The organism is Paenibacillus sp. PastM-3, from assembly GCF_029893965.1.
GTDB lineage: Bacteria > Bacillota > Bacilli > Paenibacillales > Paenibacillaceae > Paenibacillus_AQ.
Genome location: NZ_JARXXP010000027.1, coordinates 15,198 through 32,347 on the forward strand (window position 1 = coordinate 15,198; position 17,150 = coordinate 32,347).

General features: G+C 50.0%; 16 protein-coding genes and 1 other annotated feature. All 16 genes read left to right on the forward strand.

Annotated elements, in window-relative coordinates; genetic code table 11:
* Positions 1 to 133 precede the first annotated feature (133 nt).
* The 16 genes from cysE to rpoC all read left to right on the forward strand — a co-directional run bounded on the left by cysE (position 134) and on the right by rpoC (position 17,028).
* Positions 134 to 826 carry a serine O-acetyltransferase gene (cysE, locus tag M2108_RS25885; protein ID WP_277472267.1) on the forward strand — a complete coding sequence of 231 codons (693 nt, stop codon included), beginning with the start codon at positions 134 to 136 and terminating at the stop codon, positions 824 to 826.
* 54 nt (positions 827 to 880) lie between these two features.
* A complete protein-coding gene (cysS, locus tag M2108_RS25890; RefSeq protein WP_277472268.1) occupies positions 881 to 2,287 on the forward strand; it encodes a cysteine--tRNA ligase in 1,407 nt (468 codons plus the stop codon).
* Positions 2,284 to 2,721, forward strand: a complete 438-nt coding sequence (locus M2108_RS25895; RefSeq protein WP_277472269.1) for a Mini-ribonuclease 3 — start codon at positions 2,284 to 2,286, stop codon at positions 2,719 to 2,721. The genes cysS and M2108_RS25895 overlap by 4 nt, the downstream gene beginning before the upstream one ends.
* Before the next feature lie 33 nt (positions 2,722 to 2,754).
* A complete protein-coding gene (gene rlmB / locus M2108_RS25900) occupies positions 2,755 to 3,516 on the forward strand; it encodes a 23S rRNA (guanosine(2251)-2'-O)-methyltransferase RlmB (RefSeq protein ID WP_277472270.1) in 762 nt (253 codons plus the stop codon).
* A gap of 2 nt (positions 3,517 to 3,518) precedes the next feature.
* On the forward strand, positions 3,519 to 4,040 hold the full coding sequence (locus tag M2108_RS25905; protein ID WP_277472271.1) for an NYN domain-containing protein: 522 nt from the start codon (positions 3,519 to 3,521) through the stop codon (positions 4,038 to 4,040).
* A 160-nt stretch (positions 4,041 to 4,200) separates the two neighbouring features.
* Entirely contained in the window at positions 4,201 to 4,845 is a 645-nt protein-coding gene (sigH, locus tag M2108_RS25910; RefSeq protein WP_068727698.1) for an RNA polymerase sporulation sigma factor SigH, read from the forward strand.
* A gap of 361 nt (positions 4,846 to 5,206) precedes the next feature.
* Positions 5,207 to 5,356: a 50S ribosomal protein L33 gene (rpmG, locus tag M2108_RS25915; protein ID WP_074086515.1), complete on the forward strand. Its 150-nt coding sequence runs from the start codon at positions 5,207 to 5,209 to the stop codon at positions 5,354 to 5,356.
* A 20-nt stretch (positions 5,357 to 5,376) separates the two neighbouring features.
* Positions 5,377 to 5,568 (forward strand): preprotein translocase subunit SecE, encoded by a 192-nt coding sequence (secE, locus tag M2108_RS25920; RefSeq protein ID WP_277472272.1) that lies wholly within the window; start codon positions 5,377 to 5,379, stop codon positions 5,566 to 5,568.
* Between the two features lie 21 nt (positions 5,569 to 5,589).
* Positions 5,590 to 6,123, forward strand: coding sequence for a transcription termination/antitermination protein NusG (gene nusG / locus M2108_RS25925; RefSeq protein ID WP_020427084.1), 534 nt, complete (start codon positions 5,590 to 5,592; stop codon positions 6,121 to 6,123).
* A gap of 77 nt (positions 6,124 to 6,200) precedes the next feature.
* Positions 6,201 to 6,626 (forward strand): 50S ribosomal protein L11, encoded by a 426-nt coding sequence (gene rplK, locus M2108_RS25930; RefSeq protein ID WP_019908208.1) that lies wholly within the window; start codon positions 6,201 to 6,203, stop codon positions 6,624 to 6,626.
* Positions 6,627 to 6,707: 81 nt separating this feature from the next.
* Positions 6,708 to 7,400, forward strand: a complete 693-nt coding sequence (gene rplA / locus M2108_RS25935) for a 50S ribosomal protein L1 (RefSeq protein WP_068727692.1) — start codon at positions 6,708 to 6,710, stop codon at positions 7,398 to 7,400.
* Between the two features lie 65 nt (positions 7,401 to 7,465).
* Positions 7,466 to 7,619 (forward strand) — a sequence feature (ribosomal protein L10 leader region).
* A 65-nt stretch (positions 7,620 to 7,684) separates the two neighbouring features.
* On the forward strand, positions 7,685 to 8,188 hold the full coding sequence (gene rplJ / locus M2108_RS25940) for a 50S ribosomal protein L10 (protein WP_042202325.1): 504 nt from the start codon (positions 7,685 to 7,687) through the stop codon (positions 8,186 to 8,188).
* Positions 8,189 to 8,252: 64 nt separating this feature from the next.
* The gene (gene rplL / locus M2108_RS25945) at positions 8,253 to 8,615 is read left to right on the forward strand and encodes a 50S ribosomal protein L7/L12 (protein WP_277472275.1); all 363 of its coding nucleotides are present in this window, start codon (positions 8,253 to 8,255) and stop codon (positions 8,613 to 8,615) included.
* A 127-nt stretch (positions 8,616 to 8,742) separates the two neighbouring features.
* Positions 8,743 to 9,348, forward strand: coding sequence for a class I SAM-dependent methyltransferase (locus M2108_RS25950; protein ID WP_277472276.1), 606 nt, complete (start codon positions 8,743 to 8,745; stop codon positions 9,346 to 9,348).
* Positions 9,349 to 9,759: 411 nt separating this feature from the next.
* Positions 9,760 to 13,305: a DNA-directed RNA polymerase subunit beta gene (gene rpoB / locus M2108_RS25955; protein ID WP_277472277.1), complete on the forward strand. Its 3,546-nt coding sequence runs from the start codon at positions 9,760 to 9,762 to the stop codon at positions 13,303 to 13,305.
* Positions 13,306 to 13,416: 111 nt separating this feature from the next.
* On the forward strand, positions 13,417 to 17,028 hold the full coding sequence (rpoC, locus tag M2108_RS25960; RefSeq protein WP_277472278.1) for a DNA-directed RNA polymerase subunit beta': 3,612 nt from the start codon (positions 13,417 to 13,419) through the stop codon (positions 17,026 to 17,028).
* Positions 17,029 to 17,150 lie beyond the last annotated feature (122 nt).

The following is a 17,150-nucleotide window of genomic DNA, read 5'->3' on the forward strand; positions in this document are numbered from 1 at the left end:
GCAGAGGCGTTTTTTGTCGGAATATAAGGAGCGTTCGGTGCCTTGCAGTGATGGTTACAAAGCGGGTTGATACTACCTTCGCCAGGCGTACCTGTTAACAGGAGGCGGCGAAGCCAAGAAGAGGGGAAACGTGATGTTTAAGCATATAAAGTCGGATATCCGGGCTGTATTCGACAACGATCCCGCGGCGCGGAGCAAATTCGAGGTTGTTTTTACTTATGCCGGACTTCACGCTATATGGGCGCACAGGATTGCCCACTCCCTGTATACCCGCCGGTGGTTTACACTGGCACGGATTGTCTCGCAGTTCAGCCGGTTCATGACCGGTGTGGAGATCCACCCCGGCGCGCGGATTGGTAACCGGCTGTTCATTGACCACGGCATGGGGATCGTCATTGGTGAAACCTGTGAAATTGGCGATGACGTCATCATCTATCAGGGGGTAACCCTTGGCGGTACGGGTAAGGAAAAGGGCAAACGTCATCCGACGGTCGGCAACAATGTAGTTATCGGTTCAGGGGCAAAAGTACTGGGATCCTTCCGGATCGGCGATAATTCAAATATAGGCTCCAACGCGGTCGTTCTGCGGGAAGTCCCGAACAACAGTACAGTCGTGGGGAACCCTGGACGTGTAGTCAAGCGCAACGGGGAACGGGTATCCGACCGCCTGGATCATACCAAAATGCCCGATCCGCTCATTGATTCCCTGCGGTTTCTGCAGAAGGAAATTGAGGAGCTGCGTGAGCAGCTGGGTAATGAGGATAAACAGAAGGCAGAGCAGCGGAGGCTGGAAAGCCAGCAGTATATCGGGGATTATGAAATTTAAAGATTGCCGGAGTTTAAGCGAATCCCGGAACAACAGAAAGGATTGGGAACAGAAATGGCTTTGCAAATCTACAACACTATGACACGCAGTAAAGAAGAGTTTGTACCGCAGGAGCCGGGAAAAGTGAAGATGTATGTATGCGGACCTACAGTCTACGGCTATATGCACATCGGGAATGCCAGACCGGTTATCGTTTTTGATATGGTGCGTAACTATCTGGAATCACTCGGCAACGAAGTGCGTTATCTGACCAACTTCACTGATGTGGATGACAAAATGATCCGCAAAGCGGAAGAGATGAACATCACTGTGGCTGAGGTTGCGGACATGTTCATTGCGGCTTATCAGGAGGATCTGGCCGGACTCGGTGTGAAGCCGGCGACCATGAATCCGCGGGTTACGGAGAGCATGGATAAGATTATTGAGTTTATCAAGGAGCTTGAAGAGAAGGGCTACGCCTATGAGAACGGCGGGGATGTGTATTACCGTACCGGCAAATTTGCTGATTACGGCAAGCTGTCCCGCCAGAACCTGGAGGAGCTGCGCTTCGGTATCCGTGTCGAGGTAGATCCCCGCAAGGAAAACCAGGAGGATTTTGTGCTCTGGAAGGCGGCCAAACCGGGCGAGGTGCACTGGGCAAGTCCATGGGGAGAAGGACGTCCCGGCTGGCACATTGAGTGCTCGGCGATGGTCCGCGAATATTTAGGCAAGACTATCGACATCCATGGCGGCGGAGAGGATCTGAAATTCCCGCACCATGAATGCGAATGCGCACAGACCGAAGCGCTGACGGGTGAGCCGCTGTCGAATTATTGGATGCACAACGCGTTTTTGAACATCGGCGACGAGAAAATGTCGAAGTCTCTGGGTAACGGCCTGCTGGTAAAGGATATCCGCGCCCGCTTTAAGGCAGGGACTATCCGGTATTTCATGCTCTCCAGCCATTACCGCAATCAATTGAACTTTACGGAGGAAGCATTGCTGTCCGCCGAGAAGAGCGTGGAACGGATTGCGCTTGCTGAGAGCAATGTGAAGCACCGGCTTGAACTGGCTCCTGAAGGGGCTGAGGGTGAAGCAAGCGCTCCGGTTACCGAGCGGCTGGCGGCCATAACCGGCAGTTTTCATGCGAAAATGCAGGATGATTTCAATACGCCGGATGCCATCACCGCCGTGTTTGAGTGGGTGAGCCTGGCGAATCAAACCCTGGCCAAGACGGATGCTGCGGCGGCAGATCTCGCAGCACTGCTGAAGACTTACGCTGAAATGAATGCTGTGTTAAACCTAACTCCTGAGCTTGAGGCTGAGGTGGCAAGTGAAGAGGTTGAACGCCTGATTGCTGAACGGGCTGAAGCGCGTAAGAACAAGAACTGGAGCCGGTCCGATGAAATCCGTGATGAGCTGAACAGCCTCGGCATTCTGCTGGAGGATACTCCGCAGGGAATGCGGTGGCGGCGCAAATGAGCGGCGGGTTTAATCTAGATCAGGCCTGGTTCCCGTACGAGCCTTCGCAGCCGGCACGGCTGCTCTCGCCAATCGTGCTGGCCTATGCCGGGGATGCCATCTATGAGGTTGCGGTAAGGCAGTATCTGATCTCACTGCCGAATCTGCGGCCTAATCATCTGCACCGGACGGCCACCGGACTCGTCTCTGCCAAAGCGCAGAGCACTATTCTTGCCTATCTGGAGCCTCAGCTGACCGATGAGGAGAAGGATGTGGCCCGCCAGGGACGCAACGCGAAATCAGGCACGATTCCCAAAAATGCCGATGTGCTCGAATACCGTCATGCCACGGCATTTGAGTGTCTGATCGGACATCTGTATTACACGGGGCAGCAGGCGAGAATTCAGGAGCTGGTCCACAGCAGTATTCAGTATATGATGAACCGGTCCAAGTGAGGCCGTTAAAGCTATAGAACAGGAGGCGTGATCATGGAAGAACTAAAGACGGAAGAGGAAATACTGGCTGGCAAGCACTCAGTGCTTGAAGCGCTCCGCGCCGGCCGTACACTGAACAAAATCTGGGTCGCTGAAACGGCACAGAAGCATTTGACGGCGCCTATTATCGCCGAAGCGCGCAAGGCGGGTATCGTGATCCAGCATGTTGACAAAAGAAAGCTGGATCAGCTTGCACCCGGAGTGCAGCATCAGGGGGTAGTTGCACAAGGGGCACCTTTTGCCTACACGGAGGTGTCTGATATTCTGGCAGCGGCCGAAGCTAAGGGAGAACCGCCGTTTCTGATTCTGCTCGATGAAATTGAAGATCCGCATAATCTGGGCTCTATCCTGCGTACGGCGGACTGCACCGGAGTGCATGGCGTAATTGTTCCGAAGCGGCGGTCGGCTCAGATTACAGCGACAGTCTCCAAAACATCAGCGGGTGCAGTAGAGTACGTCCCGGTAGCCCGGGTTACCAATCTCGGACAGACTATTGACCGGCTGAAGGAGCTGGGCGTCTGGGTAGTAGGCACGGATGTCGCTACGGATCAGAATCTGTATGAATCAGATATTTTTACCGGACCGGTTGCTGTCGTAATTGGCAATGAAAATAAAGGCATGGGCCGGCTGATCCGTGAGAAATGTGACGTGCTGCTTAAGCTTCCAATGGCGGGCAAAATCAATTCCCTTAACGCTTCCGTTGCTGCCGGAGTAATTATGTATGAGGTGCTGCGCCGCCGGCATCAGCAGGGATAGCTATGGCTGACTGGCGCGATGTGCTGCTGGTGGATGGATACAACATGATAGGCGGCTGGCCGGAACTCGCGGCACTCTCGCTGACCGGCATGCAGGAGGCGCGTGACCGGCTGCTGGATATGCTGGCCGATTATCAGGCATTCACAGGGCGGCGCGTTATCGCCGTGTTCGATGCTTACCGTGTCCCGGGACTCGGGCGTTCTTTTGTACAGGGGAAGGTACAGGTGGTCTTCACTAAGGAAAAAGAGACAGCGGACGAATGCATCGAGCGACTGGTGGGGGAATACACCCACCGGCGCCGGCAGATATATGTGGCAACCAGCGATTTTGTGGAACAGCATGTCATTTTTGCCCAAGGGGCTTTGCGTGTCTCCGCCCGAGAGCTGAAGGTAGAAATTGAAGACAATCAGAAGCTTGTCAAAAAGGCGATAGAACCGGAAAGCATCAGCTCCAAACGGCACTCGCTGGAAGAAAAGCTGCCGCCGGATATGCGCAAACGTCTTGAAGACTGGCGCCGGCAATGAATTGGCTGACGTACCCCCCCCTAACAAAATGCCATTAAATGTTATTGAAGATTGTTTTTGGACAATATCCGGTTGACGTTGTAAGGTAACATAATATATACTGTTCCTATATTTTAGCGAAGTAACGATGTGTCTTGCGTTGCAGCCGGGGGGATTCTTGGTGAGTGTCGACCTCAAGGAAATAATGCTTTCCGAGTATGATTTCATAAGTGATGAAGAGATTGTCGAGATCTTCCGTAGTGGCGACAGCGGCGCATTGGAACACTTAATTAACAAGTACCGTAATTTCGTACGCGCCAAGGCCCGTTCCTATTTTTTAATCGGGGCTGACCGGGAGGATATCGTGCAGGAAGGCATGATTGGCCTGTATAAGGCAATCCGTGACTTCAAGGGCGACAAGCTTTCTTCATTCAAGGCGTTTGCCGAGCTTTGCATTACCCGTCAGATCATTACCGCGATTAAGACGGCTACCCGCCAGAAGCATATTCCGCTTAATTCCTATGTATCTTTGGACAAGCCCATCTATGATGAGGACTCCGACCGGACGCTGATGGATGTGATCTGCGGCACCCAGGTGCTGGATCCGGAAGAGCTGATTATCAACCAGGAGGAATTCATCGGACTGGAAGATAAGATGGCTGAGATCCTGAGCGATTTGGAACGCAAGGTGCTGATGCTTTATCTGGACGGACGCTCTTATCAGGAGATTGCCGAGGATCTGAAGCGGCATGTAAAGTCTATCGACAATGCTTTGCAGCGGGTCAAACGGAAATTGGAAAGATATCTGGAAGTGCGTGACAATTAATGATATAATGTTAATGAAAGGCTCGGACATCGAGTCTTTTTTAGTGTTTTGCTGGCTTCTGTATCAGGAACAGATGAGAATTTGGACGCTTGCGGTTGGAACAGGTTTACACAAAGTCGGAATGCTCCATAATGATAGGGAATAACCGCGTTCAGCGGGGAAAAGGCAGAACCAGGACGATATGCGGCACACGACTACAAACCCGGAATTACCCAGCGCGATAGGGCAATTCTTTCGTTGACACAGACGTTGACATTATGCTAAAGTGTTTTAGGTAGGCCTAAATTCGCGGGTTTTTTTTAGGATCAATATTTGCGTCTTCTAATTTAAATTAGAAGTACGTCTTCGGGAGGTGCACATCATGCGGGTAATTATCACTTTGGCTTGTACAAGTTGCAAACAAAGAAACTATGCGACAACCAAAAACAAGCGAAATCACCCCGACCGCTTGGAGATGAAGAAATTTTGCAAGTTCTGTAACGAGCAAACTCCTCATCGCGAAACCAGATAGTCTTTGGAGGTGTAGTCGGCGTGAAACGTAGTTTCAAGTCTTTGTTTTCCTTTTTCACTGAGAGCTGGAGTGAACTCAAAAAAGTTCGCTGGCCTAGCCGTAAAGAGCTGAAGAACTATACAATGATCGTTCTCGGTACAATTGTAGTTATCGCTGTTTACTTCTGGGTTCTGGACATCGTTATTTCCGCTGTAATCGAAGCGATTATTTAGAGAGGTCCAAGGTGGCTTGGTATGGAAAAAAGATGGTATGTTGTTCATACCTATTCCGGGTATGAGAATAAGGTTAAGGCCAATTTGGAAAAACGCGTTGAGTCCATGGGCATGGAGGACAAAATATTCCGCGTTCTTGTTCCTATGGAAGAAGAGCTGGTAAACAAGGACGGTAAGAAAAAGACTGTCATGCGTAAAGTTTACCCCGGTTATGTTTTGGTTGAAATGGTTCAGACTGATGATTCATGGTATGTTGTCCGCAATACGCCGGGCGTTACCGGATTTGTCGGTTCGACAGGTTCCGGCTCCAAGCCTACCGCTTTGCTTCCGGAAGAAGTTGAACAAATTCTGAAGCATATGGGCATGGTTGAACCTAAAGCGAAGATTGATTTCGAAATTAAGGAATCCGTACGTATTATGGTTGGGCCTTTTGCGAATTTCGTGGGCTCCGTGGAAGAAATTTTGGCCGACAAGAGTAAGATCAAAGTGCATGTCAACATGTTTGGACGGGAAACCCCGCTGGAGTTGGATTTCACTCAAGTGGAAAAAATATAATAACAGTGTCAAGGGTTTCTTGTGGGAGAATGCATTAAGCATTCGAATACCACTATTTTTGCAAGGAGGTGTCACTCATGGCTAAAAAAGTTATTAAAATGGTGAAACTGCAGATTCCTGCAGGGAAAGCGAATCCAGCGCCTCCAGTAGGTCCTGCGTTGGGTCAAGCAGGTGTCAACATCATGGCATTCTGTAAGGAATTCAACGCCCGTACTGCTGACCAGGCTGGTCTGATCATCCCGGTTGAAATTACAGTGTTTGAAGACCGTTCCTTTACTTTCATCACTAAAACTCCTCCGGCTGCCGTTCTGCTTCGCATCGCTGCTAAAGTAGAAAAAGGATCCGGTGAACCAAACAAGAAAAAAGTAGCGAAGCTCGGCCGCGCAGCGGTTCGTGAAATCGCCGAAACCAAAATGCCTGACCTTAACGCTGCATCTGTTGAAGCTGCAATGCGTATGGTTGAAGGTACTGCCCGTTCTATGGGTATCACAATCGAAGACTAATATGTATTCGATGAACCGGTCATTCATGACCGCAATATGTGGGAGGAATTTCCGCTAACACCACAAAGGAGGAACATTTTCATGGCTAAACATGGTAAGAAATACCTGGAATCTGCTAAGCTGATTAACAGCGAAGCAACTTACGAGCCTTCAGAAGCTGTAGAGCTTGTGAAAAAGGCGGCAACTGCCAAATTCGACGAAACCGTTGAAGCAGCAGTTCGTCTGGGTGTAGACCCGCGTAAACAAGACCAAGCAGTTCGTGGTGTTGTTGTCCTGCCACACGGCACTGGTAAAACACAACGCGTGCTTGTATTTGCAAAGGGTGAAAAAGCGAAGGAAGCAGAAGCTGCCGGCGCGGATTATGTTGGCGATCAGGATATGATCAACAAAATCCAACAGGGCTGGTTTGAATTCGATGTCTGCGTAGCTACACCTGATATGATGAGTGAAGTCGGTAAACTGGGTCGTCTGCTTGGTGGTAAAGGCCTTATGCCTAACCCTAAAGCCGGCACTGTTACTTTCGATGTTACCAAGGCTGTGCAAGAAATCAAAGCCGGTAAAATCGAATACCGTCTCGATAAAGCAGGTCAAATTCACGCGCCTATCGGCAAAGTGTCCTTTGCTCCTGAACAATTGAACGAGAATCTTAAAGCTCTTATCGACGCTTTGAACCGGGCGAAACCGGCTGCTGCTAAAGGTGTATACCTTAAAGGCATCGCTATTTCTTCCACGATGGGACCAAGCGCTCGCGTGAGCACAGCTGCATACAGATAATTAAGGGTTGACTCCTGGAGTTATCTCTGATAATCTATAACAGTTGTACTTAAGGTGATCATTCTTAAACATGAATATGCTTACCGTAGACAGTAGGTGCCTCAAGGCTTAATTTCCTACCGAGGTGTTGTGATAGAAATATAAAGTACAGGGCATCTGCCTTGAGACTTTCCTTTTATCAAGCCTTCGTGATTCTGCGGAGGCTTTTCTAATGCCTGCGTAGGAACGGCGGAGATTCTTTGGAAGAGAACGCCGTCACATAAATTTTCAGGAGGTGTATACAATTGGCAAATGCAAAAGTAATCCAAGCTAAACAGGATGCGGTTGATGTTGTTACCGGCAAACTGCAGAACAGTATCTCTACTGTTGTTGCGGACTACCGCGGTCTGAACGTTTCGCAAGTAACCGAACTGCGTAAGCAGCTTCGTGAAGCTGGCGTTGAGTTCCAGGTCCTGAAGAACACATTGCTTCGTCGTGCGACTGCAGCGGCTGAACTGACTGATCTGGATGCAGTACTGACTGGTCCTACAGCCATCGCCTTCAGTGAAACGGACGCAGTAATTGCTGCCAAAATTTTGAACGACTTCGCTAAGAAGAACGACGCTCTGAAACTTAAGGGTGGCGTAGTAGAAGGCAAAGTTGTAGATGAGGCGCAAATCAAGGCACTGGCAGAACTTCCTTCCCGCGAAGGTTTGCTCTCCATGCTGCTTAGCGTGCTTCAAGCTCCAATGCGCAACTTCGCGCTTGCAGTTAAAGCTGTCGCTGAAAAAGAAGAACAAAGCGCGTAAGCCTTTGTCTCGGGTTTCGTAACACGAACACAAACAAATTTAATTATAAAATGGAGGTTCAACCATGAGTAAAGAAGCAATCTTGGAAGCAATTAAAGGCATGAGCGTACTGGAACTGAACGACCTGGTTAAAGCAATCGAAGAAGAATTCGGCGTAACTGCTGCAGCTCCAGTTGCAGTAGGCGGCGGCGCAGCAGCAGCAGCTGTTGAAGAGCAAACTGAATTTGACGTAATCCTGACAGGCGCTGGCGCTTCCAAGATCAACGTTATCAAAATCGTTCGCGAAATCACTGGTCTGGGCTTGAAAGAAGCTAAAGACCTGGTAGACAACGCTCCTAAGCCAATCAAAGAAAAAGTAAGCAAAGAAGATGCTGATGCTACCAAAGCTAAATTGGAAGAAGCAGGCGCAGCTGTAGAAGTGAAGTAATTTCGCTTCCATAAAGCATTACCCCGGATAGAGGTAATTCTCTCCGGTTCTTGCAACCCCCTTGAACTTGTTCAAGGGGGTTGCTTTATAAAGAAGTTGTTACTTTGATAAGAAGGGAGGGCAATGAATGTCGCAGCATTATTACTCCCAGCAACCGGATGCGCGCCATGACAGACGGACGCTAAACACAGTACTGAGAGGTAAAAGCCTAAAATTTATAAGTGATGCCGGCGTTTTTTCCAAGGGGGATATCGATTACGGAAGCAGGGTGCTGATTGAATCAATCGAGGTACCGCGTAATGCGGCAGTTCTTGATGTTGGGTGCGGGTACGGACCTATTGGAATCAGTGCGGCGCTGCTTGCTCCGGAAGGCCATGTAACAATGATCGATATCAACAGCCGTGCGGTAGAGCTTGCCCGTGAGAATGCCGGGAATAACGGTGTGAAGAACATTACGGTGAAAGAAAGTGATGTGCTGTCTGCAGTACAGGGGCAGATGTTCGATGTGATTCTCACCAACCCGCCGATCCGGGCAGGTAAAGCTGTGGTGCATCAGATTTTTGAACAGGCATATGAACATTTGAATGAGGGCGGAGCGCTGTGGATTGTCATTCAGAAGAAGCAGGGGGCACCTTCAGCAGTGGCCAAGCTGGAAAGTCTGTTCCCGGTTGTAGAGGAAGTAACAAAGGATAAGGGATACCGCATTATTAAAGCACAAAAAATAGTTGAATGATTATTGACATGTGCTTTTGATAGTGGTATTATTATAAAATGTCAGTATTAACCTAGGCTCCATGTCTTTAGTTTGCTGAAATGTCAAGTGATATTATCGCCGGCAAGCGCAAGCCGTTTGGGAAGTTTGTGCGAATTCCGTTCTCTATGTTACTGTCGCGGCGAAGTCCGCCGGGATAATAGTTAATAGCGCATAAACTGTTGCTTGTTGACGTATAATATGTACGTTTTAGGCAAATCTACTGGATAAGGAGTATTTTGGCCATGGATAGATGCGCTCTTTTTTCGAAAGATTTCGATAAGGGCTTTTCTTTATTTATGGTCGAATCCTTGTGTTATGGTTCCATTATACGGTTCCAAACAAGGGTTCGCAATCAATTTTTAAGTGAGTAGACATGAGGGGTGAGTAAAGTTGGCAGGACATCTTGTTCAGTATGGTCGACGCACTCGGCGGAGCTATGCGAGAATTAACGAGGTACTCGAGGTCCCGAACCTGATCGAGATCCAACAAAAATCTTACGATTGGTTTTTGGAGGAAGGATTGCGGGAAATGTTCCAGGACATCTCGCCGATCCAGGATTTCACGGGTAATTTGGTGCTTGAGTTCATTGATTACAGCCTGGGTGAACCGAAATATACGGTTGACGACGCTAAAGAGCGGGACGTAACATATGCGGCTCCTCTGCGGGTTAAGGTACGGCTCATTAATAAGGAGACCGGTGAGGTCAAAGAGCAGGAAGTGTTCATGGGAGATTTCCCGCTGATGACGGAGACCGGCACTTTTATTATCAATGGTGCGGAACGGGTTATTGTCAGCCAGTTGGTTCGCTCTCCTAGCGTCTATTTCAGCACAAAAGTGGATAAGAACGGCAAAAAAACCTACACCGCCACAGTAATTCCTAACCGCGGGGCCTGGCTGGAGCTTGAAACGGATGCAAAGGACATCATGTATGTCCGGATCGACCGTACACGTAAAATCCCGGTTACTGTGCTTCTGCGTGCTCTTGGTTTCGGTAGTGATGCCGAGATTCTGGAACTGCTTGGTAATGATGAATATATTCGCAATACGCTGGATAAAGACAACACGGATTCCACGGAAAAAGCGCTTATTGAAATTTACGAGCGTCTGCGTCCGGGCGAGCCGCCGACACTTGACAATGCCAAGAGCCTTTTGGTCGCACGTTTCTTTGATCCTAAGCGCTATGATCTGGCGAATGTCGGCCGCTACAAAATCAATAAAAAGCTGCACATCAAGAACCGTCTGTTCAATCAGCGTCTGGCCCAGCCGCTCGTTGATGAAGCGACAGGGGAGATTCTGGCGGAATCCGGTCAAATGGTTGACCGCCGTCTGCTTGATGAGCTGATCCCTTATTTTGAAAAGAACGTGGCTGCCAAAAACTACCGCGTAACCGGCGGAGTTATGGACAGTGAAGATATTCCACTGCAGACGATCGACGTATTCTCGCCGATTGAAGAAGGCCGGGTTATCAAGCTGATTGCCAACGGCAACATCGACAAGTCGGTCAAGCATATTACCCAGGCTGATATTATCTCCTCGATCAGCTACTTTATTAATCTGCTGCACGGTATCGGCAATACTGACGATATCGACCACTTGGGTAACCGACGTTTGCGTTCCGTTGGTGAGCTGCTGCAGAACCAGTTCCGTATCGGTCTTTCCCGTATGGAGCGCGTAGTGCGTGAGAGAATGTCGATTCAGGATGCCAATGCGATCACACCGCAGGCTCTGATCAACATCCGTCCCGTGATTGCGTCCATTAAAGAGTTCTTCGGAAGCTCGCAGCTGTCCCAGTTTATGGACCAGACGAACCCGCTTGCCGAGCTTACGCACAAGCGCCGTCTGTCGGCACTCGGACCCGGTGGTCTGACACGTGAACGCGCAGGCTTTGAAGTCCGCGACGTTCATCACAGTCACTACGGCCGTATGTGTCCAATTGAAACACCGGAAGGTCCGAATATCGGTCTGATCAACTCCTTGTCGACCTTTGCCCGCATCAATGAGTATGGCTTTATTGAAGCTCCGTACCGTTGGGTGGATCCTAAGACAGGTAAGGTTACCGAGCAGATTGATTATCTGACTGCCGATGAAGAGGATAACTATGTAGTCGCTCAGGCGAACGTACAGATCGAGGAAGATGGTACGTTCAAGGAAGATATGGTTATCGTCCGTTACAACAAAGATTCCGACAACATTACTACAATGCCTAGTAATCGCGTTGACTACATGGACGTTTCGCCAAAACAGGTTGTATCGGTCGCTACGGCGCTCATTCCGTTCCTTGAGAACGATGACTCCAACCGCGCACTGATGGGATCGAACATGCAGCGTCAGGCCGTTCCGCTTCTGATTCCGAAGGCACCGCTTGTCGGCACAGGGATGGAGCATAAATCCGCTAAGGATTCGGGCGTATGTATTGTTTCCAAGTATGACGGTATCATCGAACGCTCCTCAGCCAACGAAATTTGGCTGCGCCGCGTAGAGGCTGTCGACGGCAAGGAAGTTAAAGGCGATATCGTTAAATATAAATTACACAAATTTATGCGTTCGAACCAAGGTACCTGTATTAACCAGCGTCCTCTTGCCAAAAGAGGGGACATTGTTAAGAAGGGCGATATCCTGGCAGATGGTCCTTCCACTGAAATGGGCGAATTGGCCCTGGGCCGCAACGTAGTCGTTGCGTTCATGACTTGGGAGGGTTACAACTACGAGGATGCGATCCTGCTGAGTGAAAAGCTGGTTAAGGAAGATGTATACACTTCGATTCACATCGAGGAATACGAATCCGAAGCCCGTGATACGAAGCTGGGACCTGAAGAAATTACCCGCGATATTCCTAACGTGGGTGAAGAGGCTCTGCGCAATCTTGACGAGCGCGGCATTATCCGCATCGGTGCTGAAATCAACGCCGGCGACATTCTCGTTGGTAAAGTAACTCCTAAGGGCGTAACAGAACTGACTGCTGAAGAGCGCCTGCTGCACGCGATCTTCGGTGAGAAGGCGCGTGAAGTGCGTGACACCTCGCTGCGCGTTCCTCACGGCAGTGACGGCATTATCGTGGATGTTAAGGTCTTCACCCGCGAGAACGGCGATGAGCTGCCTCCTGGTGTGAATCAGCTGGTCCGCGTCTACATCGCCCAGAAACGTAAGATTTCTGAGGGTGATAAGATGGCGGGACGTCACGGTAACAAGGGTGTCGTTGCCCGTATCCTGCCTGAAGAGGATATGCCGTTCCTTCCGGACGGTACACCTGTACAGGTAGTGCTGAACCCTCTGGGCGTACCTTCCCGTATGAACATCGGTCAGGTGCTGGAGGTCCATATCGGTATGGCTGCGCTGCAGCTCGGTATTCACATTGCTACGCCGGTATTCGACGGAGCCCGTGAGAACGACGTATTCGACACTATGGAAGAAGCAGGCATGCAGCGCAACGGTAAGACAGTGCTTTATGACGGACGTACAGGCGAACGCTTCGAGCGCGAAGTTACTGTCGGTGTCATGCACATGATCAAGCTGGCGCACATGGTTGATGATAAGATTCATGCCCGTTCCACCGGTCCTTACTCCCTCGTAACGCAGCAGCCGCTCGGCGGTAAGGCGCAGTTCGGCGGACAGCGCTTCGGGGAAATGGAAGTATGGGCGCTTGAAGCCTACGGTGCCGCATATACACTGCAAGAGATTTTGACCGTAAAATCCGATGACGTGGTCGGCCGTGTGAAAACATACGAATCCATCGTCAAAGGCGAGAATGTGCCGGAACCGGGTGTTCCGGAATCGTTCAAGGTACTCATCAAGGAGCTGCAGTCGCTTGGTATGGACGTTAAAATCCTCAGCGGCGACGAGCAGGAAATCGAGATGAAGGAACTGGATGATGAAGACGAGACGTCAGGCGACAAGCTGAGCCTCAATCTTGAGGGTGCAGAAGTCGGCATCGATTAAGCTGTAGCAGGATAATAATTTCATCTAAAAGGACCGCGCCCTCTTTTGATTTCACCGTCAAGGGAGGGCCTCCGGTACTAAATCAGGATATAGGTTAAGGAGGGTTGCTCCTTGTTGGACGTTAACAATTTTGAATTTATGAAAATCGGGCTTGCTTCTCCGGAAAAAATTCGTTCTTGGTCCCGCGGAGAAGTAAAAAAACCGGAAACCATTAACTACCGTACGCTGAAACCGGAAAAAGAAGGTTTGTTCTGCGAACGTATCTTTGGACCGCAAAAAGACTGGGAATGTCACTGTGGTAAATACAAACGTGTCCGTTATAAGGGCGTTGTCTGCGACCGCTGCGGCGTTGAAGTTACCCGCGCCAAAGTCCGCCGCGAACGTATGGGCCATATCGAGCTGGCAGCTCCGGTATCTCATATCTGGTATTTCAAAGGCATTCCAAGCCGTATGGGTCTGGCTCTGGATATGTCCCCAAGATCGCTTGAAGAGATCATCTATTTCGCATCCTATGTTGTAACAGATCCAGGCGAAACACCGCTGGAGAAGAAGCAGCTCCTGTCCGAAAAAGAATACCGCAGCTATCGTGAAAAATACGGCTACGGATTCCAGGCAGGCATGGGTGCTGAAGCAGTCAAAAAACTGCTCCAGGATATCGACATCGAGAAGGAATTGGAATTCCTCAAGGAAGAGCTGCGCACGGCTCAGGGCCAGCGCCGTAACCGGGCGATCAAACGTCTTGAAGTTATTGAAGCCTTCCGTAACTCCGGCAACAAACCTGACTGGATGATCATGGATGTACTCCCGGTAATTCCGCCGGAGCTTCGTCCGATGGTTCAGCTGGATGGCGGCCGTTTTGCTACGTCTGACCTTAATGACCTGTACCGCCGTGTAATCAACCGTAATAACCGTCTTAAGAGACTGTTGGATCTGGGTGCTCCTGACATCATCGTGCAGAACGAAAAACGTATGCTTCAGGAAGCTGTTGATGCTCTGATTGACAACGGCCGCCGCGGCCGTCCTGTAACAGGCCCTGGTAACCGTCCGCTCAAATCCCTCAGCCATATGCTGAAGGGTAAACAGGGACGTTTCCGCCAGAACTTGCTCGGTAAACGTGTTGACTACTCCGGACGTTCCGTTATCGTTGTAGGACCATATCTGAAGATGTACCAATGCGGTCTTCCTAAGAAAATGGCTCTGGAACTCTTCAAGCCGTTTGTTATGAAAGAGCTGGTTAACAAAGGCCTTGCCCACAACATCAAGAGTGCGAAGCGCAAAGTAGAGCGCGTCAGCCCTGAAGTATGGGATGTTCTTGAAGAAGTAATCAGAGAGCACCCGGTTCTGCTGAACCGTGCCCCTACGCTGCACAGACTGGGGATCCAGGCATTTGAGCCGATCCTGGTTGAAGGCCATGCTATCCGTCTTCACCCGCTCGTATGTACGGCTTACAACGCCGACTTTGACGGTGACCAGATGGCGGTGCACGTTCCACTGTCTGCTGAAGCTCAAGCGGAAGCGCGTCTCCTGATGCTGGCATCCGGCAACATCCTTAACCCTAAGGACGGTAAGCCGGTTGTTACCCCTTCCCAGGATATGGTCCTCGGTACATTCTACCTGACCATGGACAACAAGGAAGAGAAGGGCACAGGTATGATCCTGCGCAATGTGAATGAGGCTGTATCAGCTTATCAGCGCGGTACTGCAGGACTGCATGCACGTGTAGCTATTCCTGTTAAAGCCCTGGGTAAAACCAGCTTTACGGATGAGCAGCAGGGTGCAATGCTGATCACAACGATCGGTAAAATTATCTTTAACGAAATCTATCCAAGCAGCTTCCCGTATATCAACGAAGCTACCAAAGCGAACCTGCTTCAGGGTACTCCTGAGAAATACTTTATCTACGAAAAAGGTGCCGATATCCGCGAACGCATTATGGATGCTGAGGACGCCAGTGCTGTAGGTAAGGAATATCTCGGTCTGATTATCGCCCGCTGCTTCGAGACTTACCATACAACCAAAACTTCTGTAATTCTGGATAAAATCAAACAGCTTGGCTTCACGTATTCTACGCGTTCCGGTGTAACAGTTGCCGTATCTGACGTAGTAGTACCTGAAGAAAAGACTAAGATTCTGGAAGAATCGGATGCTAAGGTCAACGTGGTTGCCAACCAGTACCGCCGTGGTCTGATCACCAATGATGAGCGCTATGACCGTGTTATTGAAATCTGGTCGAAGACGAAGGATGAGCTTACTAACATCCTGCTGAAATCGATGGACCGCTTTAACTCGATCATGCTCATGGTAGATTCCAAGGCGCGCGGTAACAAATCGCAGATCACCCAGCTGGGCGGTATGCGTGGTCTGATGGCGACACCTTCCGGACGTATCTTTGAATTACCGATCAAGGCGAATTTCCGTGAAGGTCTGACCGTCCTCGAGTACTTCATCTCGACGCACGGAGCGCGTAAAGGTCTGGCCGATACAGCGCTGCGTACAGCGGATTCCGGTTACCTGACTCGTCGTCTCGTAGACGTTGCGCAGGACGTAATCGTCCGTGAAGAGGATTGCGGTACGGATAAGGGCTTCACTGTAAGCCGTATCCAGGATGGTAAAGAAGTTATCGAGGATCTGTATGACCGTATTGAAGGCCGTTACTCCTTCGAAACAGTCCGTCATCCGGAAACAAAGGAAATCATCGTTCACCGTAACGACCTGATTGACTCCGACAAGGCTGAAGAGATTGTTAATGCTGGTGTAACCAAGCTGCAAATCCGCTCTGTTCTGAGCTGCCGTGCCCGTCACGGGGTCTGCAAAAAATGCTACGGACGCAACCTGGCAACAGGTAAGTTCGTGGAAATCGGGGAAGCTGTCGGCATTATTGCCGCACAATCCATCGGTGAGCCGGGAACCCAGCTTACCATGCGTACGTTCCATACCGGGGGGGTTGCCGGTGATGATATCACGCAAGGTTTGCCGCGTATCCAGGAGTTGTTCGAAGCCCGTAACCCTAAAGGTCAGGCAACAATCAGTGAGATTGACGGGGTAATCAAGGAAATCCGTGAAACCAAGGACCGCCGCGAAATCGAGGTTCAAGGGGAAGCTGAATCCAAGACCTACTCTATCACTTACGGTTCACGTCTGCGTGTCAGCGAAGGCCAGGAGATTGAAGCCGGGGATGAGCTGACAGACGGTTCGATCGACCCTAAGGAAATGCTGCGCATTAAGGGTATCCGTGGGGTACAGAACTACATTCTGCAGGAAGTACAGCGCGTATACCGTAACCAGGGTGTAGAAATTAACGATAAGCACATCGAAGTTATGATCAAGCAGATGCTGCGCAAGATCCGTATTATCGATGCCGGAGATACCAATCTTCTGCCAGGCGCATTTGCGGATATTCAGGAATTTGAAGCGGCCAACAAGGAAGCTATTCTTTCCGGCAAGGAGCCTGCAGTTGCCAAGCCGGTACTGCTTGGTATTACCAAGGCTTCCCTGGAGACAGATTCCTTCCTGTCTGCAGCATCCTTCCAGGAGACTACCCGCGTCCTTACAGATGCAGCAATTAAGGGTAAAGTCGACAAACTGCTTGGACTTAAAGAAAATGTTATCATTGGTAAGCTGATCCCTGCGGGAACCGGTATGAACCGGTACCGTAATGTGAAGCTGAGCGATCCGAATGAAGAGAGCGAGCAAGAGGCTCTAGAAACGGTGACGGCCGAGTAATATATTAATTATTGCAGACAGATTCCGCGCCGCGGGGGCAGTATCCCGCGGCGCGGCTGACTGCTGTAAATATTTATTTCTTAATTGCTTGACATCATCTTCTGATAATGCTAATATGTCTA